At 41.4% G+C, this 23,523-nt stretch carries 21 protein-coding genes; 3 read left to right on the forward strand and 18 right to left on the reverse strand.

The features are described 5' to 3' along the window. Position 1: 1 nt before the first annotated feature. The 6 genes from KQI58_RS02035 to KQI58_RS02060 form a co-directional block, all read right to left on the reverse strand. Positions 2 to 934: an NADP-dependent oxidoreductase gene (locus KQI58_RS02035; protein ID WP_216406046.1), complete on the reverse strand. Its 933-nt coding sequence runs from the start codon at positions 932 to 934 to the stop codon at positions 2 to 4. A gap of 2 nt (positions 935 to 936) precedes the next feature. Continuing rightward, the gene (locus tag KQI58_RS02040; RefSeq protein WP_216406048.1) at positions 937 to 1,395 is read right to left on the reverse strand and encodes a GNAT family N-acetyltransferase; all 459 of its coding nucleotides are present in this window, start codon (positions 1,393 to 1,395) and stop codon (positions 937 to 939) included. Between the two features lie 153 nt (positions 1,396 to 1,548). Further along, a complete protein-coding gene (locus tag KQI58_RS02045) occupies positions 1,549 to 3,429 on the reverse strand; it encodes an ABC transporter ATP-binding protein (protein WP_216406050.1) in 1,881 nt (626 codons plus the stop codon). Continuing rightward, positions 3,419 to 5,158 (reverse strand): ABC transporter ATP-binding protein, encoded by a 1,740-nt coding sequence (locus tag KQI58_RS02050; RefSeq protein ID WP_216406052.1) that lies wholly within the window; start codon positions 5,156 to 5,158, stop codon positions 3,419 to 3,421. Before KQI58_RS02050 ends, KQI58_RS02045 begins: the two co-directional genes overlap by 11 nt. A gap of 138 nt (positions 5,159 to 5,296) precedes the next feature. Continuing rightward, complete coding sequence (locus tag KQI58_RS02055; RefSeq protein WP_216406054.1) at positions 5,297 to 6,958, reverse strand: MutS-related protein; 1,662 nt, start codon at positions 6,956 to 6,958, stop codon at positions 5,297 to 5,299. Positions 6,959 to 7,054: 96 nt separating this feature from the next. After that, positions 7,055 to 8,509: a helix-turn-helix domain-containing protein gene (locus tag KQI58_RS02060; protein ID WP_216406056.1), complete on the reverse strand. Its 1,455-nt coding sequence runs from the start codon at positions 8,507 to 8,509 to the stop codon at positions 7,055 to 7,057. A 243-nt stretch (positions 8,510 to 8,752) separates the two neighbouring features. Here KQI58_RS02060 and KQI58_RS02065 point away from each other — a divergent pair, with 243 nt between their 5' ends. After that, positions 8,753 to 9,784: a class F sortase gene (locus KQI58_RS02065; protein ID WP_216406058.1), complete on the forward strand. Its 1,032-nt coding sequence runs from the start codon at positions 8,753 to 8,755 to the stop codon at positions 9,782 to 9,784. Between the two features lie 24 nt (positions 9,785 to 9,808). Here the strand turns inward: KQI58_RS02065 and KQI58_RS02070 are convergent, their stop codons facing one another. The 11 genes from KQI58_RS02070 to KQI58_RS02120 form a co-directional block, all read right to left on the reverse strand. Further along, positions 9,809 to 10,024 carry a hypothetical protein gene (locus tag KQI58_RS02070; RefSeq protein WP_216406060.1) on the reverse strand — a complete coding sequence of 72 codons (216 nt, stop codon included), beginning with the start codon at positions 10,022 to 10,024 and terminating at the stop codon, positions 9,809 to 9,811. Continuing rightward, a complete protein-coding gene (locus tag KQI58_RS02075) occupies positions 9,999 to 10,316 on the reverse strand; it encodes a helix-turn-helix domain-containing protein (protein ID WP_216406062.1) in 318 nt (105 codons plus the stop codon). Before KQI58_RS02075 ends, KQI58_RS02070 begins: the two co-directional genes overlap by 26 nt. 271 nt (positions 10,317 to 10,587) lie before the next feature. Then, positions 10,588 to 10,959: a type II toxin-antitoxin system PemK/MazF family toxin gene (locus tag KQI58_RS02080; protein WP_216406064.1), complete on the reverse strand. Its 372-nt coding sequence runs from the start codon at positions 10,957 to 10,959 to the stop codon at positions 10,588 to 10,590. A 38-nt stretch (positions 10,960 to 10,997) separates the two neighbouring features. Next, complete coding sequence (gene alr, locus KQI58_RS02085; protein WP_216406066.1) at positions 10,998 to 12,125, reverse strand: alanine racemase; 1,128 nt, start codon at positions 12,123 to 12,125, stop codon at positions 10,998 to 11,000. 20 nt (positions 12,126 to 12,145) lie between these two features. After that, entirely contained in the window at positions 12,146 to 12,496 is a 351-nt protein-coding gene (gene acpS, locus KQI58_RS02090; RefSeq protein WP_016179518.1) for a holo-ACP synthase, read from the reverse strand. A gap of 147 nt (positions 12,497 to 12,643) precedes the next feature. Then, entirely contained in the window at positions 12,644 to 14,194 is a 1,551-nt protein-coding gene (gene cshA / locus KQI58_RS02095; protein ID WP_216406068.1) for a degradosome RNA helicase CshA, read from the reverse strand. A 331-nt stretch (positions 14,195 to 14,525) separates the two neighbouring features. Then, entirely contained in the window at positions 14,526 to 15,881 is a 1,356-nt protein-coding gene (locus KQI58_RS02100) for a UDP-N-acetylmuramoyl-tripeptide--D-alanyl-D-alanine ligase (protein WP_216406070.1), read from the reverse strand. Positions 15,882 to 16,048: 167 nt separating this feature from the next. Continuing rightward, positions 16,049 to 17,113: a D-alanine--D-alanine ligase gene (locus tag KQI58_RS02105; protein WP_216406072.1), complete on the reverse strand. Its 1,065-nt coding sequence runs from the start codon at positions 17,111 to 17,113 to the stop codon at positions 16,049 to 16,051. Between the two features lie 100 nt (positions 17,114 to 17,213). Next, entirely contained in the window at positions 17,214 to 17,663 is a 450-nt protein-coding gene (locus KQI58_RS02110) for a YaiI/YqxD family protein (RefSeq protein WP_216406074.1), read from the reverse strand. Next, positions 17,647 to 18,993, reverse strand: coding sequence for a hypothetical protein (locus tag KQI58_RS02115; RefSeq protein WP_216406076.1), 1,347 nt, complete (start codon positions 18,991 to 18,993; stop codon positions 17,647 to 17,649). Before KQI58_RS02115 ends, KQI58_RS02110 begins: the two co-directional genes overlap by 17 nt. Before the next feature lie 27 nt (positions 18,994 to 19,020). Then, complete coding sequence (locus tag KQI58_RS02120) at positions 19,021 to 19,920, reverse strand: metallophosphoesterase (RefSeq protein ID WP_216406078.1); 900 nt, start codon at positions 19,918 to 19,920, stop codon at positions 19,021 to 19,023. A 187-nt stretch (positions 19,921 to 20,107) separates the two neighbouring features. Here KQI58_RS02120 and KQI58_RS02125 point away from each other — a divergent pair, with 187 nt between their 5' ends. Then, positions 20,108 to 20,509, forward strand: a complete 402-nt coding sequence (locus tag KQI58_RS02125; protein ID WP_049221845.1) for a hypothetical protein — start codon at positions 20,108 to 20,110, stop codon at positions 20,507 to 20,509. 46 nt (positions 20,510 to 20,555) lie between these two features. Then, positions 20,556 to 21,101 carry a TIGR00730 family Rossman fold protein gene (locus tag KQI58_RS02130; protein ID WP_049221846.1) on the forward strand — a complete coding sequence of 182 codons (546 nt, stop codon included), beginning with the start codon at positions 20,556 to 20,558 and terminating at the stop codon, positions 21,099 to 21,101. A 35-nt stretch (positions 21,102 to 21,136) separates the two neighbouring features. Here the strand turns inward: KQI58_RS02130 and gshAB are convergent, their stop codons facing one another. Continuing rightward, positions 21,137 to 23,398, reverse strand: coding sequence for a bifunctional glutamate--cysteine ligase GshA/glutathione synthetase GshB (gshAB, locus tag KQI58_RS02135; protein WP_216406079.1), 2,262 nt, complete (start codon positions 23,396 to 23,398; stop codon positions 21,137 to 21,139). Positions 23,399 to 23,523: the final 125 nt, after the last annotated feature.

Raw genomic sequence — 23,523 nt, forward strand, 5'->3', positions numbered from 1 at the left:
ATTAGTCCACCTTTTTTATAATGATTTTTCCAGCTGACGGGTGCCCTTCCAGCTTCTCATGAGCAGAAACAACACTTGCTAAGGTAAACGGCAGCACTTCCGCAATTTTCAACTGGACTTTATCAGAAAGCTCTGTGAATGCTGTTAATGCCTCGTGATCAGAATACTCTTTAGATGGCCCGAAAGACAAATAATTCCCCACCTTCTTTTGCTCGCTAGGCAACTCATTCAATGCTACGAAATTACCACCGGCTTTCATGATTTTCATGCCCGCTTCACCTACTCGTCCGCCTTTTGTCGCATCGATCACCGTATCGGCCCGATCTGTAAAAACTTCTCCGGCATCCGTATCATCATAAGCAACGAAATCATCAGCACCTAAACTGCGAACCAACGCTTCATTTCGTTTAGAGGCAGAGGCGAGGACCTTTTTTTCTTGTTCCTTTAAGAATTGAACTAGCAATGAACCCACAGCGCCTGAAGCTCCCTGTACCATCACCGTCTCACCAATTTTATCTCCCAATAAGTGAGTTACTAAGTTATAAGCAGTCAACCAAGGAGTTACCGCCCCAGCTGCAACTTCCCATGACATAGAATTAGGCTTTTTAACGACCTTTTTCCCAGGCACAACCACTTCTTCTCCATAGGTGCCTCCGACTGCATGAACAATTACCTCATCCCCAACTTTAAGATGACTGACCTCACTACCGACCTCAGTCACGATTCCCGCACCATCATTTCCTAAGACATAGGGAAAATTCAGCGTCCGAAAATCACGCATCGCGCCTTGTCGCAATGCCACATCATACGGGTTAATTGCGAAAGCTGCCAATTCCACTCGGACATGCGTTTCATCCATCGGACGTGGTTCTGCCTCGATTTCGATCAATACCTCTTTTGCTTTTCCATAATCCTTCATTGCAAAACGTTTCATCCTTATACATCCTCTCTAATAGAAATCATTGGTTGAAAACGAATCCCTGTGACCGTCTCCTCTTCGCCATTAAGTCGAAAGCCTAATCGTTTGTAGGCTGGGACTGCATAGGGAGAAGAATTTACAGTCAGTTGTTTCGGTGAAAGTTCTGCCAGCATCGCCTGATACATTTTCTTGGCGATCCCTTGACGATGATAGGCTTCGTCCACAAAGAGCAACGCCACATGCTTAACCGAACGAATCGCTAGAACCCCGACAAGCTGCTGATCGATCTTTGTGCCCCAAAGCTGTAACTGTTCGATTACGAGTTCTTTTTCCAACTCTTCATCCAAGTACGTCATAAAATTAGCCACCCCTTCATCGGAATAGTCTGGCGCTTCAAACCTCATGAATACTTTTTTGATCAATTCCTTAACCTCCGATAAATCGGATACATCCAATCGCAAAACCTTCATCGCCATAACAGCACTTCCTTTCTCGAAATCTTTAGTTTATTGTAACGATTATCTTTCAATTGTTCCAACTAAATCATTTCAAGTATTTCTTTTCTAGGGACAGAGAGTCCCCCAATAAAAAAAGACGTATCTCTCTTTATGCAAGACACGTCTGTAGATTTAATCCAATTCGACTTTTCCGGTATACAACTGATAGTACATGCCGCCTTCAGCTAGGAGACTTTCATGATTCCCCCGCTCAATGATCCGGCCATGATCCATCACCATAATGACATCAGAGTTTTGAATCGTGGATAAACGATGGGCGATTACAAACACCGTCCGACCTTCCATCAAGCGGTCCATTCCTGACTGAACGATACTTTCTGTCCGGGTATCAATACTGGAGGTAGCCTCGTCCATAATCATCACCGGTGGATCAGCGATCGCCGCTCGAGCGATAGCCAGCAATTGCCGCTGACCTTGCGATAAACCTTCTCCATCGCCAGTAATCACCGTATCGTATTTTTCGGGTAAATGCTGGATGAAGGTATCTGCATTTGATAATTTGGCCGCTTGATAAACTTCTTCATCTGTTGCGCTTAAATTACCATACCGAATATTTTCTTTGACTGTTCCAGTAAATAAGTGGGTATCCTGCAAAACGATTCCCAAAGAGGAACGCAAAGAATTCTTTTTGATTTTTTTAACGTTGACACCATCATAACGAATCTTGCCTTCTTGAATATCATAAAAGCGATTGATCAGATTGGTAATGGTCGTCTTGCCGGCACCCGTCGCACCCACAAAGGCGACTTTTTGTCCTGGCTCTGCATATAGATTGATATCATGCAGTACAAGTTGATCGTCATTGTAGCCAAAATTAACATCCTCAAAGCGGACATCCCCGGTTAAACGAACGTAAGAAGTCGTTCCATCCTCATGAGGATGTTTCCAAGCCCAGATTCCAGTCCGTTCTTTCGTCTCGATCAATTCACCGTGAACTTCCTTTACATTTACCAGCGTCACATAGCCGTCATCAACTTCCGATTCTTCATCCAATAATTGGAAGATTCGGTCAGCCCCTGCCAGCGCCATAATTACAAAATTGATTTGTTGAGAAATTTGACTGATCGGGCCGTTGAGTGAACGACTCAACTGCAAGAAGGAAGCGATCATCCCGACAGTCAATGCGGAAACACCATAAACTGCGAATAATCCGCCAATAATCGCCACGAGCACATATTGGATGTTCAAAAGATTCATCATAATCGGCATCAAGGTATTCGCTGTCGCATTGGCCTTCGTGGCACTTTCCTGCAATTGATCATTGATCACATCAAATTCCTTTATCGCTGTCTCTTCATGGTTGAAAACCTTCACGACTTTTTGGCCGTGCATCATCTCTTCGATATAGCCGTTGACCTTACCAAGTGAACGCTGTTGCTCACCAAAATAACGGCCACTGCGGTTGGTGATGAAGCGCAGCATCACGAACATCAAAGAGACTGAGAAAATCACAAAGCAGGTCAAGGGTACACTTAATGAAAACATGGCGATAAACACCGAAACAAAAGTAACTAAAGCCATCATCAGGTTAGGAATACTCTGTGAAATCATTTGCCGCAAAGTATCTGTGTCATTAGTAAAATGACTCATGATATCGCCATCGGCATTTGAATCAAAATAACGTAACGGCAATGTTTCTAAATGAGTAAACATCTGATGGCGGATTTTTTTCTGTGTACTCTCAGATACTTTTACCATGATTAAGTTGTAAGACAAAGTTCCGGCAATCCCTACCACATAGATCAAAGCCATAGTCATGATGGCCTTTAGCAAACCTGTAAAATTCGGATTGCTTTGACCGATCAGCGGAGTGATATAATCATCGATCACAACCTGTAAGAACAGTGAGCCTCGTACATTAGCAAAGGCGCTGATCAGAATCATGAAAAAGACAATGATCAATTGAGCTTTATGTTCTTTTGCCATGATCTTTAGTAAGCGTTTGATGGTTTTGATTGGGCTGGATTTGGCTGCGGTTCCTTTATTCATCATGTTCACCAAATCCTTTCTGTTGAGAATCAAAGACTTCTTGATAGATGACATTGCTCGCCAGCAATTCATCATGGGTCCCGATTCCATTGATTTTTCCGTCATCCAAGACAATGATCCGATCCGCATCCTGAATTGAGCTGACCCGTTGGGAAATAATGAAGGTTGTCGTTCCAGGAATTTCCTTCGCTAGACCTTCACGAATCGCGCGATCCGTTTTCGTATCTACTGCGCTGGTAGAATCATCCAAGATTAAAATCTTCGGCTTCTTCAATAACGCACGAGCAATGGTCAAACGTTGCTTTTGTCCACCAGAAACATTATTTCCGCCTTCAGAAATCATCGTGTCATATTTATTAGGAAACTCTTGGATAAAGGAATCAGCCTGAGCGATCTTCGCTGCATGAATGACATCCTCTTCCGTTGCATCGGCGTTACCCCAGCGTAAATTATCGGTAATTGTCCCGCTGAACAACACATTGTTTTGTAGAACCATCCCGACCTGATCTCGTAAAGTCTCCAAGTCATAGCTTCGCACATCATGTCCACCGACTTTGACCTGCCCATGGGTCACATCATACAATCGGGGGATCAGCTGGACGAGACTGGACTTCGAGCTCCCGGTTCCACCGACGATCCCGATTACTTCGCCAGATGCGATTCTTAAATCAATATTTTCTAGAACGAGTTTGTCCATGTCATCCTTGTAGCTGAAGCAGACATTGGTGAATTCCACTGAGCCATCTGGAACTTCCATCAATGGATTATCACCATTCTTCAGATCACTTTCTTCATCCAACACTTCAGTGATCCGTTCAGCAGAGGTCCGAGCGATCATCAATTGGACAAAGGTCATAGACATCATCATTAAGCTCATCAAAATCTGCATCGTGTAATTGAACATGCTGACTAATTCACCTGTGGACAGATTCCCTTTATTCACAATCAATTCAGCACCCAACCAAGAAAGCAATAACATACACGTGTAAACCGCTACTTGTAAAAGCGGCATATTGAAGGCTACGATTCGTTGGGCCTTGGTAAAATTATCAAACACCATTTGTGAAACACGACTGAATTTTTCTTCTTCGTGCTCTTCACGAACGTAGGATTTCACTACGCGGATTCCTTGCAGGTTTTCATGAACGACATTGTTCAAACGGTCGTACGTCCGAAAAACCTTTTCAAACAACGGATGAGCAAAACGAATAATCAAACCCAAACCAATAATCATGATTGGCACAATCACTAAATAAATCATTGATAGCTCCCGATTAATATGAAACGTCATCACTAAAGAAAAAATCAGGATCAGTGGTGAGCGAACCAATATTCGAATCACCATTTGATAAGCGTTCTGAACATTTGTTGTATCTGTCGTCAAGCGAGTAATTAAGCTCGAACTCGAAAAACGATCAATGTTGGAGAAAGAAAAGCTTTGGATTCGTTCAAATAAATTATGGCGTAAATTCTTAGCAAAACCCGCTGAAGCGATTGCAGCCGTCCGACCACCTAACGTCCCCATCGCTAATGCAAACAAGGCACACAAAAAGAGCAAGCCTCCATAACGTAAAATCGAATTTGTATCGCTTTTTTCAATCCCATTGTCAATCAGCCCTGCCATAATCAAGGGCATGATCACATCCATCAAGACCTCCCCCATTGTAAATAAAGGGGTCTGTAGACTTTGCTTCTTATATTCACCGACATTTGCCAGTAATTTTTTTAACATGCATTCACGTCCTTCCATTAATAATTGCTTATTCTAGTATAGAGATTTTTTTTCAAAAGTTCTAATAAATTCACCCATTTTTCATAAAAAAGAACCATCCCAAGCCTTAGGATGATCCTTTCCTCAAAACGAAACTACCTACACCTCATCACTACCAACGATTGGCCAAGTCCGCTGCTCATCAAAATAGCGTGCCTCTTTCTGAGCCTGATCCACAATTTTTTCTGGATAATCCATTACCTTTAGTAAAGCAATCGCATTCCGTGTAACTGCTGGACCTTGCTTCAGTACATAATCAAACGTGATCCCTTGATCTTCCGTCACGGTTTCTTCAAAATGCACATTATCGCAGTGCTTCTTCAACATCTCGGTTAATTCGATATCATGAGTCGCAACAAAGCTCAAGCTTGGGTAATCAGCTAACCAAGTGACGACACTGGAAGAAGCCGCGATCCGTTCAATCGTATTCGTCCCTTTCAAGATCTCATCAATAAAACAGTAGCAGCGTGCTCCTTTTTCAACTTGATTCAGCAATCGCTTGATCGACTTGATCTCAGCTACAAAATAGCTGTCACCTGCCAAGATATCATCTTCAACCGCCATCGAGGTCAACACGTGTCCCGGCTGCATCGTGAGCTGTTCTGCAATTGCCGTATTGATTGTTTGTGATAAGATCGCACTGATAGCAATACTCTTGACATAAGTGGATTTACCAGAAGCATTAGAGCCAGTGACCAAGGTATTGCGTTGCCAATCAACAGGATTAACCACAGAATATTCAACCAACGGATGGTAAATATCCTCCGCTTTTATCCCACCTTCAGCAAATTCCGGCTGACAGCTTACTGGAAAATAGGTACGAAAGTTTAATACTGCTGCAGCAACCTCCATCTCACCTAAAACGCTCCATAAATTAATTGCCTCTTGACTGTACTTACTCAACCGAGTAATCACGAAATTATAAGCGATGAAGGGAATCATGAAGGCTAAATTCAAATATTCAAACAGCATATCTGCCTCACTGTTACTTTTTACTCGAAAAGAAAAGCCCCATTTAGCGATTGATTTCAAAGGGATACTATTCTTCCTAATCTCCGCTTGACGTGGAGTAGGGATCGTAGCTAATTTATTTGCTAGAGAGATTGATTGAACTAAATAGCGCATACTTTCTAATTCAGTTTCTAGCTTCGCCTTCTTAGTCATATAGAAAATCACATTAAACAGGATCGAACCCAATAATAGAAAAATCCCAATCGGACCGATCACGACAAGCAAAACCAAACTAATAAGCGGCAATGCTCCCAGCAGGACATACAGTCCTAAATTTCCTAGCTTTTCCTTTTTACCATTTGCGATATACTGCTTTGTAAAATTATTGTCATGTTTTCCCAGACTTGCAAAATGGAATTGAATCTTTTCTCTGATTTCGGGATTTTCTTGATAAAACTGGATCAATTCTTCCAAATCGTCTGTCTGATTAAAATGAAAATTTCGCAAACGCTGATATAATGCTTCTGAACCAATACTAGAGTAAGTTCCATTGATCAATTCGAAGATCGCCTGCATATCCAAATCATACCAGGTGAGATCATCGATTTCGCTATCCCAATCATGAAACTGTTTTTCAATCTGCCAAGCCGCCTTCAGACTTTCCTCTTTATCCAAACGAGTCTGACGAGGAATCTTCCCCCACTGAGAACGAACAAGTTGGCGTAATTTGGTTTTAGAAAAGAGATCGAGGATTACAAAGAAAGCACCTACTGTTAAAACAATACCAATTGCTAAAAATTTAGGATCCATTCGTTACTCCTTAAAGAACTTAGTTAGTACCAGTTTAGCTTAGTTCCTTTGGAATGAAAACCTTAGGTACAAAAAAGAAGACTCAACTAGAGCCTTCTAACGTATTTCTTTTACATAGGAACCAATCGAAGTCAGATCGCTTTCCGTCAAAAAATCATCTACGATTTTCAAATTACTATAAGAATAATTTTTGATCGGATAATTCGCAATAACCAAATCATAATCCATAAAACTCTCATCGTGCTCAAAGTCCAAGGCCGAACCCACATGAGTTTCGATCACTACCCGATAATAGAAACGACTTTGAATCAGTTCAGCAATCATTTTCGCGTGACTCTCTCCAGAATCACTTACAACAAAAATCTTCACCTTAGCCGCATGCTCGTCCAATGAATGAGCAAGACCCTCCCATTCCTTAAACAACACTTGTACGACTGAGAAATAAAATTGACTGAACCAAGGATCTCCCGTCCTTCGTTCGATTTTCAGCAATAGTTGTTGAACATGCTTAGTAAAGTGTGGGTACTGCACCTTTGCATTTCGCGAAAAGTACGCTGCCGAATCAAACAGGATTGATCTTGGATACGGCCATACCTGATAGGCTGTTTGAACCTGAAGTAATTTTTGCAAGAGACTTTTCCGTCGTATTTCTGGTAGCGACAGATTATATGAGCCCTCTAGTTCACCTAAAAAATTTTCTAAATGATCCAACGTAATCTGACAGCTGGGGTCAAAACGTGTGAGAAAGCATGGACAAAACAAACTATTCGCCACATCATAATACCAGTGCTCGGTCACTGTATAGCTCGTATCTTGAACAATTCGATCCGCTTCTGGACGTAAGGTCAAAATTTGATGAACCAACGCTGGATTCAAATCATACTTCTCACTATTTGATAGCTGAAACCCTTGAGAGGTTCGTACGATAATAATTGCCAGCAAGTAACTACTCTCCAGAATCTCACGATCATTGTAGGTAATACCAAAAGACTGATTGGCCGTTTTGATAAAATGAATCATTTTATTCCGCTCTAAATCAAAGGGCCACTCATTAACGCCATACTTCTCTAAAAACAATTGCACATAAAAGACACGTACCCAACGTTCCTTTTTTGCAGTGACCCTAAATGGTCTGCGTTCGAGAACCAATCCTCTTTCATTTAATACCTTATCAAGCTGTTTAATCATTCGATAGAAAGTTGCCTCGCTAATGTAGAGATCGTTGATCCAGTAATCCATGTCCTCATTCGGTCGAAAAAAGAGCCGTTCTAAAAAGGTAAAGGCCTCAGATTCATCCATCAAATTCCTAGCCAGTTGGCGTGTTTTATTGTGAAGGGCATCGTTTAACCTCAACCCATTTGTTCGGGAATACTCTATCCCAACATGTTCACCCCAAAGATTATTGATCGCCTCCACATCGGATAAAATCGTTTTTACCGAGCATTCCAACAAATCAGCAATCATTTCCGGATTCTGCCAGCCAATCAAATCTCTCAATACACCGATGATGGCTAAACGTCGTTGTGTTGTATTTTTAAGTAATCTCCGCACAAAAGTACCCTCCTCAATCAATTGTCACTATTCTTCAAATCGAATATTCATTTTTAAGTTTTTGGATTATAACATTCTTTGGTCATTATATCATAAAATAACCCTTAAAAAGTGGGGAAATACTGATATTTATTTGACCCAAATCCACAAATAACAATCAAATCTAAATATTACGTTATTTTTATTTCTTATTATTCATTCATGCTTTATCATTTAAGCAAATCAGGAAAAGGGGTGTTTTCCATGAACTCATTGATGAGAAGGCGATTCATTTTTTCAGATGTTATTGTATGTCTTTTCTTTCTAGCTAGTCTGATCATTTTTTCTACAATCTCTGATGCTCAGTCTCAATCCAAGAAAGAAACGCATGAAAGTCAAGTGAGGATTTATGGCGAAGACAAAGTTACGATCAACGTTAACGACTCATTCAATCCCAACCAGTATTACAAAGCAGTTGGTGATGACCACCGTCCTGTCCAACTAAATTACACGAATATCAACACAAGCAAGCCTGGGCGCTACGCCTTGATCCTAACTGCAAAAAATAAACAGGATTACGACAAAAGAACCGTTTTGATTGTCATTGAAGAAGAAAAAGCTGCTCAAAAGGCGGAGGTTGAAAAGGAAGCTCCTCCGAGTCAAGCACCCGCCTCCTCTTCAAAAGAAAAGACACCAGAATCAACCAAAAGCTCGGCCTCTCAAGCTCCAGCAGCAAACGTTCCAATAGAAACACCACAATCTACAGAGAAAGCTCAGGAAGCTCCCCCTCAACAAGAACCTGTCGAAGCTGCACAAGAAATACAACAAGAAACACCTGAAGCTGCAAAGCCAACAACTGAGACCCCTCCTCAACAAAAATCCGTACAGCAACCAAATCAAATTGCACTTTTAGGAACATCCATCCCTTATCAAAATGCCGGGCAAGGCAGTGGACAAGGAATCATCAACGGAGGTTCCGTTGCAGCGACTTGGGGCGGCAATCCGACACAGTCTGGCACAGACAATCAAAACACTCACTTTATCGGTCATAATCCAGGCGTCTTTTCCCCAATTCTTTCCCTTGGAGCTGGAAGTCCGATTACAGTTACAGATAGCGCAGGTAACGCCACGACATACATAGTCAACGGGATCATCCAAGTGGACGACAGCGGTCGAGACATTCATTCTGGTCAAGACAACTGGGATCAAATCACATCAGCAGGCGGTGGTGAACGCATTACTTTACAAACTTGTATCACTGACACAGTCAATCTCATCGTCTTTGCACAAGCATAAGAAAAACAGGCTGATTTTTATATGTCAGCCTGTTTTTTCCATTCTTTTTTCTAAAATGTAGCGAATAATATGCGCGATAATCATGGTTCCAAAAACAATTCCCGTAGCGACCTTTATCCCCATCGGAACATAACCGGGAGGACCGGGAACCCCGACCATTCCACCAATCATCATCAAGCAGATACCACCTAAATTATAGGTAATCAAAAGCAGTTTATTGATTTTGCGAATCCTCTCCATGATTTTCCCTCCCTTCAGTGACACGCATTCCATAAAAGGCGATTTTATCTCTAACATTCTGTGAATCAGCTAAATAATCTAAAAAACTAGGCTTCGCCTGTCCTAAAAGCGCATCAATACTTTTTCGATAAATTTTGCTAAGAATAATCAGCTGGTCATAATCTGGTGCACTCTTATTTAATTCCCACTTAGAAATGGTTTGCGGTGTAACGTGTAAAAGCTCTGCAAGCTGCTTCTGACTCATTTTTTTCTTTTGGCGAAAATACCTAAGCTGTTCTCCGATTTCAACCATCCTACTCCCTCGTCTCTTCTTTCTTTATCCCTAGTATACAATGAGAAACTTCCGGTTTACTACAAATCATTGATAGACAAATCGTTGAACCGCAAAAAAAGAGACACAACGAATCGTTGTATCTCTTGATAAATTAAGATAAATTGCAGAATTAAGAATCTAAACCCAAATTTTAGCATTACTATTAAAAAATTCAAAAAATGCAGTGTAATCAGCCATTTAAAAAGCATAGCAACACATCACAGCTTGGTTAACCCAACAAAATATAACTTTATGTAAGATTCGATGTGACTGCAGCCATCGTTTCAATGCCGACACTAATGCGCAAAGCTGCGTCAACTTCTGCCATCAGACAACGATCTAAATGACAAACCTTTTCCTTTAAACGAGATTTGTCGATCGTCCGAATCTGTTCTAACAGGATCACCGAATCCCGTTCAATCCCGGTACCATTCGATTTGATCCCAATATGTGTTGGTAATTTAGGCTTCGCCATTTTCGCCGTGATCGCTGCAATGATGATCGTTGGACTGAAATGATTGCCCAAATTATTTTGAATTACCAACACCGGCCGAATGCCTCCCTGTTCAGAACCAATAACTGGCGATAAATCTGCGAAATAGATATCACCACGCTTAACCATAATTTCCCTCCCGAGCTTCAGAAATTTTTTTTCTACAGTTACTCTTGATATATTCTTGGTACACGTTCCGAAAGCATACAACAAACTTCATAATGAATTGTCCCTAAGTGATCCGCTACATCCTGCATCGTGATCTCTTGACCATTATTTTTACCGATCAATGTGACTTTTGTTCCAACCTTAAAATCACGCGGCAGCCGGATCATTAATTGATCCATACAAACGCGGCCGACAATCTCACAAAACTCGCCCTCTACTAACAACGAAAAGCCCTGCATTTTCCGCAGCCAACCATCTGCATATCCGATTGGAACGGTCCCGATCCATTCTTTTGCAGGTGTGTCATAGGTTTTCCCATAACCGACGCCCTCTCCAGCAGCTAATTCCTTCACCTGAATCAACTCAGATACTAATTCCATCGCTGGCTTCAACGGATAGGATTCAGGTAACTCATGGCCTGACGGATTCAATCCATACATCCCAACGCCGTAACGAATCATATTCCCAGGCATCTCTTGATCATGCCACAGAGCAGTCGCACTGTTGCTTGAATGCACGTAGCGAGGAAGATGGTCTAATGCTTCGATTACATGGTTAAAGCGCTCCGCTTGCTTATTCCAATAGTCTGTATCCTTTTCATCCGCTGTCGCAAAATGAGTAAACAACCCTTCCCAAACCATATTAGGAGAGGCTTCAATAATCGCAGCCGCCTCTTTAACTTCTTCTGATGTTAAAAAACCCAGCCGTCCCATTCCTGTATCTGCTTTGATATGAATTTTTATTGGAGCTGTTGTCTCCTCTAAATCTCTTAGTACATCTTGTGCTTCAAGTAACCATTCCTTTGTTGCTACGGTGATTGATAAGTCATAATCAATCACTAATGACAAATAACTTGGAAAGACGACACTCAACACTAAGATGGGTTCAGTAATCCCGGCTTCCCGTAATTCCATCGCTTCATCTAGCGTCGCCACACAAAATCCGGTTGCCCCAACAGATAAGGCCATTTGCGCGGTAGCTACCGCTCCATGTCCGTAGCCATCTGCCTTCACGACTGCGAATAATTCTACCCCTTTAGGTAATCGATCAATTTCATTTTTAATATTCTCTCTCAATGCGTTTCTATGTATAATAGCTCTCGTTGGTCGATGATACGTTACAACCATAAACTAAGTGTTCCTTCTTTCTATTCCTCCAGCAATACTTGTGCGATTGCTAGCTCCTCTGTATGGGTCAAGCTGACAAACACCTTTCCCTGATGAGGTGATTTTGTAAAGGCGGGTGCACCATTATCATCGCGTAATATTTCTAAATCTTGAAAACTGACTTTTCCAATGCCTGTTCCCCAAGCTTTAGAAAAAGCTTCTTTGCATGCATACCGTCCTGCTAGAAATTCTACCTGACGATGCGGAGAATGGCTAGCAAAAAGGGTCTGTTCCGCTGGAGTTAATATCCGTTCCACAAAATGCGGCCGGCGTTCAATGATTTTTGCGACCCGTTCAAGCTCAGTCGCATCGATCCCGATTCCTTTGATCATGCTCTCAACCCTTTCAAGTAACATCTTTATTTTACCAAAGACTTCTTTAAATGCTACGATTTTTTTTTAATAATCCATGAAAAGTCCTTCATAACAAGAAAAAAGCCATCAATCAAAAAGATCGATGGCTTTGATAGTTCTGAAAAACTAATCGTTTGAGCTAGTGCGAATAACGAATCCGCGTTTCTTATCATTGCTGCGATTCGTATTTTTATTGTTGCTGCGTGATTTGTTGCCGCCATAATTTTTATTTTTATTACGGTCACGGTCACCACCGCGGTCTTTGCGATAGTTGTCTTTTCCACGTCCGCCGCCACGGTTATTTCCACCGCCGCGTTTACCGCCACGATTGAAGCCGCCTTTTTTATTTGAAGGCAATGGGCGTTCAGGTGTAATTTTCACAGGAACCGCATCAGCAGGATCTTTTGCTGTCGTCTTCAATAATAAAGCAGCCAGTTCCTCTGGTGAATAAGCAGCTAATAATTCTTTTGCTGATTCGTTGTATTTTTCTAGGCTGTCGGAATCTTCCTCCATTTGATTTTGGATTTGTTCCATTGCAGCACCTAGTTGACCTTTAAAGGCTTCTTTTTCGGTTGGTGGACGCATTGGGTTCATGCGTTTTTTCGTCAAGTTTTCGATCACGTGCAAGTAGCCCATTTCGTTTGGTGTAACAAACGTTACAGACATACCACCCTTACCAGCACGACCTGTACGGCCGATACGGTGAACGTAGCTTTCTGGATCTTGTGGAATATCGTAGTTGTACACATGCGTAACACCTGAGATATCCAAACCGCGGGCAGCAACGTCGGTCGCTACTAAAATATCCAAATCCCCACGTTTGAATGAACGTAAAACGCTCATCCGTTTTTGCTGCGATAAATCACCGTGGATTCCCTCAGCTTTATAACCGCGAGCTTCTAGGCCGCGAGCCAATTCGTCAACACGACGTTTTGTCCGACCAAAAACGATCGCCAAATCTGGTGTTTGAACATCAAACAAGCGCGTCATAACATCGAATTTTTCGTAATCTTTTGCCCGAACATAATATTGATCGATCAAATCAGCCGTCATTTCTTTGGCTTTGATCTTCACATGTTCTGGTTGTTTCATAAACTTCACGCCGATTTTTTTAATTGCATCAGGCATTGTTGCTGAGAACAACAATGTTTGGCGTTCTGCAGGGACTTTACTGATAATTTTTTCGATATCTTCTAAGAAGCCCATGTTCAACATTTCGTCCGCTTCATCCAAGACTAATGTTTCTACGGTTTCTAATTTCAGGGTGTGACGATTAATATGATCCAACATCCGGCCTGGTGTTCCGACAACGATATGCGGACGATCCTTCAAGCCACGGATTTGACGACCAATATCTGCTCCGCCATAAACAGCTTGTACGCGAATTTTTTTATCGCGGCCTAAGCGAAATAGTTCTTCTTGTGTTTGAATCGCAAGCTCACGTGTTGGTGCGATGACAAGACCTTGTAAAACATTTTTCGTTGTGTCGATCTTGTTCAACATCGGTAAGCCAAAAGCAGCCGTTTTACCTGTACCTGTTTGTGCTTGTCCAATCACGTCTTTTCCATCTAAAGCTAATGGAATCGTTTGTTCTTGAATCGGTGTTGCTTCTTCAAAACCTGAGCGTTCGATTGCGATTAGTAGTTCTGGTGCTAATTTTAGTTCTTTGAATTTCAAATGATATCCTCCTAATGTCTGTTGACCTTATCATTTAGAGCGTATGGTTTGGTATCTGCGTTTGGTCTGCAACTGTCCCTTTAGTTGCCGTCCTTAGCGATACTACCGAAAAACCGCTCCGCGAAGTCAGGCGGAAGGATCATCTCTCACAAAAAGGGGCTGAGACATCATTCAACTGAAAAATGCCCCAACCGCTTCTCAAAATAATTGGTAAGCCAGCGAATCTCCCGCTAGCGAATCTTTAATTTATTAGATGACTCGTTCAATCATTACTTCAATTTCTCGGCAATGGCTAATTTTAGCACAACATTTCGTTTTCTGCAAGTTTTCATTACTTCTGCAATGCTTCAACGACTTCGGACAAGCCCATCCCATTACTGCCTTTCAAAACAATACTGTCATCAGCTTGCAAACTCTTTTTGATGTCTTCTAACATTTGCTGTTTATCCTCTTTGCCAAAGTAATGTACCGCTAATGTTGGATAACGATCAGCTAACGCTACCTTTAGACCCTTCATTTCATCTCCATATAAAAAGATCTCATGAAAATCCTGATCATTAATATGCTCTACCATGCTTGTATGCAAGGAAAAGGAATCATCACCTAGTTCCAGCATATCTGCTAAAACGGCTAAACGACGACCGTTTGTTGGTAATTTCGCAAAGGTATCCAATACTAAGCCCATCGCTGTTGGATTGGCATTATAGACATCGCTTAAAATGTCTGCTCCATTACTTGCTTTCAACCATTGCGTACGATTTTGCGTTACTTGGACATACGCCAAGCCTTGGAAAATCTCGTCATTATTTAACCCAAACCAGCGACCGATCGCCATGGCGATTAATGCATTTTGTACATTGTAGCTTCCTGGTAATGGAATTTGATAGCCATTGTCATCAACAGAGAAAACCGTTGCGCCTTTACTCTCATTCAAGATCGTAGCGGCCAGTTCACCTGCTTGAATGCCGACTGTTTGAACCGTTTGAGACAATGAAGTTATCCGGTCTTCCAGTAACGGCTCGTTCGCCGGAATCACCAGCAGACCATCCGTGGCTAAGCCTGTCATGATCTCCATTTTCGCATCAGCGATTTTTTCTCGTGACCCTAAGTTTTCGATGTGGGCCTCGCCAATAATTGTGATTGCCGCTACATCTGGTTCAGCCAGTTCAGATAACACACTGATTTCCCCAGCATGATCCATGCCCATCTCCAAAATCAGTTTTTCGGTTCCTTCTGGCATATGTAAGATCGTATAAGGCAAGCCAATATCATTGTTGTAATTCCCTTGTGTTTTATATGTCCGAAACTTTTGGCTAAGGACCGATTCAGTCATATCTTTTGTCGTTGTTTTACCATTCGAACCTGTAATCGCGATTACATCAGGATTTTCTTCCAGTAAATAGTAGCTTGATAATGCTTGAAAAGCTAACAAGGTATCCTTCACTAAAATCACTGCAATACCTTCAGGCGCTGTAGCTGGATCACGGCTCCATAACGTTGCTGCTGCTCCATTTTCAATTGCTTTTGCTACAAACTCATGGCCATCATTCGTTCCCTGAAGCGGAACAAACAAATCGCCGGCTTCAATTTTTCGTGAATCGAATTCGACACCAGTAACGGTCACCTCATTTTCCGCCAATACTTCACCTTGAACGGCCCTGCTGATGATTGTCGTTGTAAAATTCATGGTGTTCCTCCCAAATTTTGGTTTCTGACTTTTGCAAAGGCTTCGCAAACCCATTCATTTTTTGAATACTGAATCGGGCACGTTAAGCCGGACGTTAAAAGGAACTTGAGACATCATTCATCCAGAATCATGTCTCAAGTCCTGCTTGTGACTAAACAGCTGCTTGATTATTCAAAACGCGCTTGTTGCTCATAGCGCTTAATTCCTAGTTGAATCAATTCTTCAATCAAATCGCTATATTTCAAGCCCATGTTTTCCCATAACAATGGGTACATACTGAATTCAGTAAAACCGGGCATCGTATTCAACTCATTCAAGAATAATTCGTTTTTATTGGTCAAGAAAAAGTCGCACCGACTCAGTCCTGATCCGCCTAACATCGTATAGGCTGATTTTGCGAAATCGCGGGCTTTTTGCATCACGTCTTCCGGCACATCCGCTGGAATTGCCATTTGGATCGTGTTATTGATGTATTTAGCATCGTAATCATAAAAGGCTTCTTCTTTCACGACTTCGCCGGGTAAAGTTGTCCGCACATCATCATTGCCTAAAACTGCTACTTCAATCTCACGCGCATCAATACCTTGCTCAACTAAAGCTCTTGAATCATAGCGATAGGCTTCTTGCAATGCATTTTGCAGTTCTTCACGATTTTCAGCACGTGAAATTCCTACACTGGATCCCATATTCGCTGGTTTGACAAACATTGGGTACAATAACGTCCCTTCACATTTATCAAAGATTTGTTTTGGATTTTCTTTCCATTGGTTTTTTAAGACTGGAACATAAGGAACCTGCGGAATGCCGGCTGCCTGCAAAATGTATTTGGTCATGATCTTGTCCATTGCACAAGCACTTGTCATTACACCAGCTCCAACGTAAGGCATATCCAATGTTTCTAAGAACCCTTGAATTGTGCCATCCTCACCATTCGGCCCATGCAGAACTGGGAAAACGATCGCATTCTCTTCTTTGATATCGCCAGGTGCGATAACTTTGCCGCTGAACCCCTCAACTTCATTTCCAGTTGGATCCCACGTCAAACGCAATGTTTCATCTGTTTCTGGCGCTTCCGTCAACAATGGTCCTTTGACCCATTGGCCGGTTTTATCAATATAAATAAGCTGTACTTGATAATAGTCAAAATAAACCGCAGAAATAACTGAAAAAGCCGACAAAATAGCGACATCGTGTTCTGGACTTTTCCCACCATAAAGTAAAATTATTTTCACCTGAGTATCCTCCATTACTTTCTGATCCCTAACATTTTAGCACAAAAATCAAAATCCCCAAAAAGAAATTTTACAATTATTACAATGCTTATCATTTAGATTACATCAAAGACTGTTGAACCAAGCTTTCTAGAACGCTTCTAAAATGCTCGCGATCCTCATTTGTAAAAGGTTTTGGTCCTTTTGTCCGTTGTTTTGCCTGACGCATTTTACTACCAATAAATCGTTGCGTCAGCAAAGCGTCAATATTCATCTGCGTATATTCCACCCCTGTCTGATGTAAAACATGGGCTGCTTTTGCCAACGTCAAAGAAGCCAACCCGTAATCTTGGGTAATCAAAATATCTTCCGGCTGAATAACCGAAACGATTTTAAAATCAGCAGAATCCGCCCCGCGATCAACATAGATGAACTCCACGAAATCGGGGTATTCTTTTTTCGAGTAATGATCGATACTCGTTACGATTACTACTGGTAATCCAAATTTTTTTGCAACGGCGATCGTCGTATCTTTCACTGGCGAACCGTCGCCATCAATGATCAAACGCATATTTTCCAACCCTTCCAATCCAGCAAAGACCAATCAATAAAAGAATGATCGAAGCAAATTTCACTATATCCATTGTTGCAAGGATCTCCGGTGTGTGCAAGCTACGCAGTAAAAAAATATCTTTGGTTGGCAGCTTTTTTAATTGTAGCGTGAACAGTAACAAGAACATTAAGATGAACTGGTGAGTGATACTCCCCTTATTTGATGTTGAATACTTCGTAGTAAGGCGTTGCTGCGGTTCGATTGTTTCCGTTTGATAATATAAGCGATTTAACCACGCACTTGTACCCTTTTGAAAAAAGGTCAAGACAAAAATCGCGATCGGAAATACAAAACGGACACTCAACAATACTAGCCCTACAGCTAGACCTATAAGTTGGACAAGCAAGTCATTTTTGAAATAGCGGCGTACTTTGGCCGCCAAAACCAGTGAACTGATTACCCCTAGCAAATATGGTAAAAACAAATACGTTCCTTGTGCTGCGGCACCTTTATACACAGCAACATAAAAAGCTCCGAAGAGGAAAATAAAATTGCCCAGCATCCCATTAAGAAACGTCAATGCATTTTGCCAAAGTGGAAGTTTCCATCGATCCTTTGATTGATTAACCACAACAATAGCTATCATAAAAATACCCGCGAATAAGATAATCGCATAATCCAACATTGATTCATTGAATAGCAAACGACCGCTGCGCAGTAAAAAGAGTGCTGCAAAAAACGCAATGAACCAAATTAATTCTGAAACAGAAAAAAACTGTTTTGTTAACTCCTTAAAATCCATTTCATAATGCGGATAGTGCTTTACAGTATGATAGGCACAAACAAAATAAAACGTAACAATACTCGGTACAATCACCGCTTGAAGTGGCAACGAAAGTGTGGTTCCTAAAAATAATGGTGCTAAGACGATCAGCGCTGCCAAGTAGCGACGACTACTCATCGTTTGAAAGTCTTTAGACTTTTCAAAATAAGTGACACTCGTGTTCGCTGGAGGCAACCATGCCGCACTAAGTCCTAAAAAGATACTGCCAAATAAATAGAAAGTAAAATGTAATGCACCAATCAATGTTAGAAATGAGCCAATCCCACCAATCAAGAGCGACACCATCAATAACGTATATTGATCAATTGAACGGTATAATCCTCGAATCAAAAAAATACCAGTTACTCGAAAAGTATAAAATAAAACAAACGGTAATACCGTAACAGATGATTGTGAATTGATGAGATGCATAAAAAGTAAATAAGGTATAACAATCATCGTATTGGCTAATACGAATGGTGTCGTCTGAGTAAATTGTCTAAAAAAACGTTTCATTGTTTCCATAAAAAAATCCTTCCAATTAATACAAAATCAATAAGCAATCAACGTCACTGCTTTTCGAAATTCTTCGATTAAGTGGGCCTCTTTATAAGCGGCAAATTCCGCTTGATACTTATTCAATAGGCTCCGCATTTTCATGGGAATAAAGACTTCTGCTAATTGATTGTCCAAAACGAAATCCCGTGTGATTCCCCATTCATAATAATACCCTAATGGCCGACAGCTATAGGTCGTTCCTTGAATCTTTTGATCAGTAAAGCGCCGATGAGTATGTCCAAACACGACCTGCTGAATATTGGAATATTGATCCAATAATTCTCCTAAACCCTGAGAACCTAAAAAAGCGTTCAATTTATTCCAAATCTGATATTTTCCGTTGAGGTGCACGATAAATTCTTCCTTCGGCACAAAATGCGTTGCTAAGATAATTTGATATTTTTTTTGCTCCAAATCATCTAATACAGTGCGCAATTGGCTTAAGATGGCTTGATCCACCGTCTGATCATCAGAGAAGCGTTCAATAATTCGATCGAACCAATAAATATTCTTGATCGAACGAATTTGCTGCGGATCCCTAAGCTCAGAAAAGCCATAATCGTACCAGCCATTAAAGCCTAATAATACGGTTTGCTGATTCAACGGTACATAGCGTAAATTCAGAAAATGGCTGTCAGGATAATGCTCAATCATCTGCTCTCCTTTAACATTTCCCATCTCATGATTTCCTAAATTAAAGGTTGTTGGCAGCCCACGTGAGCGAAAAAAATGATTAATCGCTAGTGTCTGGTCGATCTTATTTGCCGTATCACCAGCAAAGTGTAAGCGGGTTGCTCCATATTCCTGCAACAGCTCAAAAAGCTCGGTCAACTCTGACTCGCCAAGGTGATTGATATCGGCATGTAAATCTGTGATCACCGCTAATTTTCCCATCTCACAGCCTCCTTCTTGGTCTACTTTACACAACTCACCACAATAATGCGAGTCAAAAGCTGAAATGTTGATTTGGAAATTTTATGTCTGTGCTATACTTAAATAAGAGAAATTATTCAAACTGTTTATTTACAAGTTTTATTAAACAGATTTATTTTTTCTGGAAGACAAAAAGGAGGGGATCTAAATGGTTACTTATCACAATTTGCAAACTGATTTATTGCAAGCGCTTGATCTGCACATTGATATTTTAAAGGAAGTTGATGATATCGAAAGAGAAGAACTACCAGGCTTCTTATTTATGATGCGAAGTTTAGGTTTCATGCTTGATCGCGCGGCGCTAGTATTGGCTAGCGGTGATGATGAAGAGATGTATTATATGATGTTCCAATACTACAGCCTGCTGAAGGAATTGAAATTCAATCTAGCTATGAACTTTCCCCACGCGAAGATCCAAGGCGAACCCCTGATTGATACCGTCAATCGCTTCCCCGATAATTACGAAAAAGAAATGAAAACTTGGTGGGAAGAAAAGACTGGCCTGACGGTCGAAGAGACAAAACAAACAATCGAGCTGGAAGAGCTCTAATTTCACCCGAATAAACGGATTCTTAAATCCAATAGGAGGCGATCATATGCGCATCGCTGTATACTGCGGTGCTCACCTTGGAGCAGATCCTGCCTACCTAGCGGCCGCAAAGGAATTAGGACAATGGATCGTCGAAAATAATCACGAGCTCATCTATGGTGGCAGTAGACTAGGCTTAATGGGCGCAGTAGCTGATATGGTCTTGGCTGGGAATAGAAAAGTGATTGGCATCATGCCAAAATTTTTACAAGATACCGAACGTATACACACTGGACTAACAGAAATGATTACTGTTAACGACTTGGATGAACGCAAAAAGGCCTTGATGCAGCATAGCGATGTTTGTCTGGCATTACCAGGCGGTGTGGGAACTCTCGAAGAAATCAGTGAAGCCTTTTCGTGGGCACGAGTTGGACAGAATAATAATCCCTGTATTTTCTTTGATGTAAAAAACTACTATCAGCTGTTGCAGGCATTTTTTGATCAGATGGTGGAGCAAGCCTTTTTATCAAAGGAGGATCGGCAGTTGGTTTTATTTTCTGATTCATTGTCAGCGATTGATACATTCATTCACAACTATTATGCAAAATAAATCCACGTTGCCAATGCAGCGTGGATTTATTTTTTTTAGATTGTCATTTCAGGATATAAGAAACGTAGCACATCCAGTGTTAAACGCCGACTCTTCCCAGCATAGGGATAGATATGCATGTGCATCATCGGATTAAAATTCGCTTCGATAATTCCATAATCCTCGTGTGTCTCATAGGGCTTGTCCTTATCAGGGATGATCAAATCAATACCGCTGATGCTGGCGCCTAGTACTTCTACCGCATCAATCGCCAGCTGCTTATAGCTTTCATGAATATCATCCGTAACATCAATAGAGTCTCCGCCGGTGGATACATTTGAATTTTCTCTCAAGAAGACCTGTTGACCTTTTTCAGGAATGCTGTCGATTCGCAACCCTTGCTCTTTCAACATCAATTGCTCCAAATCACCCAATTGGATTTTCTCTAATGGTGACCGGTGATTCATCCCTCGTAAAGGATTATCATTCTTTTCAGCAACTAATTCTTCGATTGAACGTTCACCATCACCAATGACATTCGCCGGTGTTCGCAATAATACGGCCTTTACCTGATGGTCGATCACAAAGAAGCGGTATTCTGTTCCTGGCAGAAATTCTTCAATGATGATGTCATCGTCTTCTGCAAAAGCCAATGCCAAGCCTGCGTTGAAATCGGTTATTGACGTTTCACCTTTAAAGATCGTGATGCCTAAGCCATAATTTGTTGATTTTGGTTTAATGACAAACGCTTTTTGAGCAAATCGCGGATAGGCCTTCTTCGCGTCATCCATCGAACCAAACGTTTCACCATCTGGCACACGGAAACCTGCTCGAGCCAGTACGATTTTAGTAACTGTTTTATTCGCCATCAATAATGGCGCAATGTAGGTGTCTTTACTAGTCATATTGCCGTTTTTGACAAATTCCTGATGATCATCGTGCTGCAGCTTCACAAATTGATCCTGCCGATCCAGCACTTCTGTCTCGATACCCTTTTGAATCGCATCGAACAATAAATTCTGTGTCGATAGTTCCATTTCTTGGAATCCGGCCAATTGATACGGATGTGCCCAAGCCTGTTGATAAAACTTGCGACCCAATTCCGTTGCTACAGCCGCTTGCCCTTCTGCTTCATCCAAGGCCAATATTCTTGCAGCCAGTGTTTCTTCCGGATGATCTAGCCAAGCTTGATAATTCTTCAGCAGGTCGGCACCTTCTATTTCTAATTCTTCCACCATTTGCAGCATTTCAGCAAAAATCGCTTTTCCTTCTGTTAAATAGGCCGTTGCTTTTACAGGATGCTCTAAAGAAACCGCATCACTAATGCGATTGCCTTCAGCTACCCATTCATCTGCTTGTAATTTTTCGTCTGTCCATAGTAAATATAGCATGAACAAATGAATGAATTCAATCTCAGCTGCATCAATTCCGACCCGATCAAAAGGATTTAAATCGATATTGCGTAACTCCACATAGCGAATCCCCGTATGAAATAAATCTGCAACCTTTTTACCGCCTCGCATGCGGATTGGTGCGTAAAATTCTTTTTCTTCCGACAAACGACCTAAGGCGACATTCTCAGCGAGATCTTCACTATACCTTGATAGGGTTTCATAAGAGACCTGAACGTCTGGCTTGTTCACATACCCATAATGACTGGTGCGAATACTACGGACAGGTTCCTTCGGACGGTCTTCATCATCAAAATAGCGCGCTTCACTTAGTGGGCTTGCACCAAATAAATAGGTCAGCAGCCAGCGATAACGCAAAAAATTACGAGCGATCTTCATATATAAACGAGTCTTGAAGTCCTCCGTCGAAACTTCTTCCTCGCACACTAAATGCAATTGCTGAATTAAATCTAAGCCATATTCAAAATTGAAATGGATTCCGCTTACCATTTGCTTCCGCTTGCCGTATTCACGAGCTAGATACCGACGATACAAAACATCCGCATGTCGCTCTAATTTTGCAATTTGAATATCTCCCTCATTTTCCGGAAGTGCTGGCGGCATGGAGAACGGCCACATCATCTCGTCTTTTGGCATGCTTCGTTGCGCCACATCATGGATCGCCTCTAAATAAGCCAATACTTCGTCAACAGACTCAGTGACTGGCGTGATCAACTCTAATTGTGTTTCAGAAAAATCCGTTTGAATATAAGGATGAAAGCTCCGATTTCCTACAGATGCCGGATGATCTGTCTCTACAAGATCCCCATCTAAAGTCACTCGTTGACTTTCCTTTTCGATTCCATAACGCGCTTGCAGTAAAAAAGGCTTAACCTTTTCTTGTGCCATCATTTTTTTTGTATTCATTTGTCCATAGCCCTCCCAGCTACATTATATAGAAGTATATCCAGAAACAGAACGGAAATGCTTGAAAAAGAGATAGTATTTAAGATGAAAATATGATTAAATAATAATAACAAAAAGATTAATTA

Source organism: Enterococcus raffinosus (assembly GCF_018917525.1).
Taxonomy (GTDB): Bacteria; Bacillota; Bacilli; order Lactobacillales; family Enterococcaceae; genus Enterococcus_A; species Enterococcus_A raffinosus_A.

Coding starts and splice junctions, on each gene's coding strand:
- KQI58_RS02130 (WP_049221846.1), top strand. CDS start 20,556: ATGCGCATCGCTGTATACTGCGGTGCTCACCTTGGAGCAGATCCTGCC.
- KQI58_RS02070 (WP_216406060.1), bottom strand. CDS start 10,024: ATGGAGAGGATTCGCAAAATCAATAAACTGCTTTTGATTACCTATAAT.
- KQI58_RS02110 (WP_216406074.1), bottom strand. CDS start 17,663: ATGCGTTTGATCATTGATGGCGACGGTTCGCCAGTGAAAGATACGACG.
- KQI58_RS02125 (WP_049221845.1), top strand. CDS start 20,108: ATGGTTACTTATCACAATTTGCAAACTGATTTATTGCAAGCGCTTGAT.
- KQI58_RS02035 (WP_216406046.1), bottom strand. CDS start 934: ATGAAACGTTTTGCAATGAAGGATTATGGAAAAGCAAAAGAGGTATTG.
- KQI58_RS02100 (WP_216406070.1), bottom strand. CDS start 15,881: ATGAATTTTACAACGACAATCATCAGCAGGGCCGTTCAAGGTGAAGTA.
- KQI58_RS02050 (WP_216406052.1), bottom strand. CDS start 5,158: ATGTTAAAAAAATTACTGGCAAATGTCGGTGAATATAAGAAGCAAAGT.
- KQI58_RS02055 (WP_216406054.1), bottom strand. CDS start 6,958: ATGGATCCTAAATTTTTAGCAATTGGTATTGTTTTAACAGTAGGTGCT.
- KQI58_RS02065 (WP_216406058.1), top strand. CDS start 8,753: ATGAACTCATTGATGAGAAGGCGATTCATTTTTTCAGATGTTATTGTA.
- KQI58_RS02115 (WP_216406076.1), bottom strand. CDS start 18,993: ATGGAAACAATGAAACGTTTTTTTAGACAATTTACTCAGACGACACCA.
- alr (WP_216406066.1), bottom strand. CDS start 12,125: ATGGTTGTAACGTATCATCGACCAACGAGAGCTATTATACATAGAAAC.
- KQI58_RS02080 (WP_216406064.1), bottom strand. CDS start 10,959: ATGGTTAAGCGTGGTGATATCTATTTCGCAGATTTATCGCCAGTTATT.
- KQI58_RS02120 (WP_216406078.1), bottom strand. CDS start 19,920: ATGGGAAAATTAGCGGTGATCACAGATTTACATGCCGATATCAATCAC.
- KQI58_RS02040 (WP_216406048.1), bottom strand. CDS start 1,395: ATGGCGATGAAGGTTTTGCGATTGGATGTATCCGATTTATCGGAGGTT.
- KQI58_RS02045 (WP_216406050.1), bottom strand. CDS start 3,429: ATGATGAATAAAGGAACCGCAGCCAAATCCAGCCCAATCAAAACCATC.
- KQI58_RS02075 (WP_216406062.1), bottom strand. CDS start 10,316: ATGGTTGAAATCGGAGAACAGCTTAGGTATTTTCGCCAAAAGAAAAAA.
- acpS (WP_016179518.1), bottom strand. CDS start 12,496: ATGATCAAAGGAATCGGGATCGATGCGACTGAGCTTGAACGGGTCGCA.
- gshAB (WP_216406079.1), bottom strand. CDS start 23,398: ATGAATACAAAAAAAATGATGGCACAAGAAAAGGTTAAGCCTTTTTTA.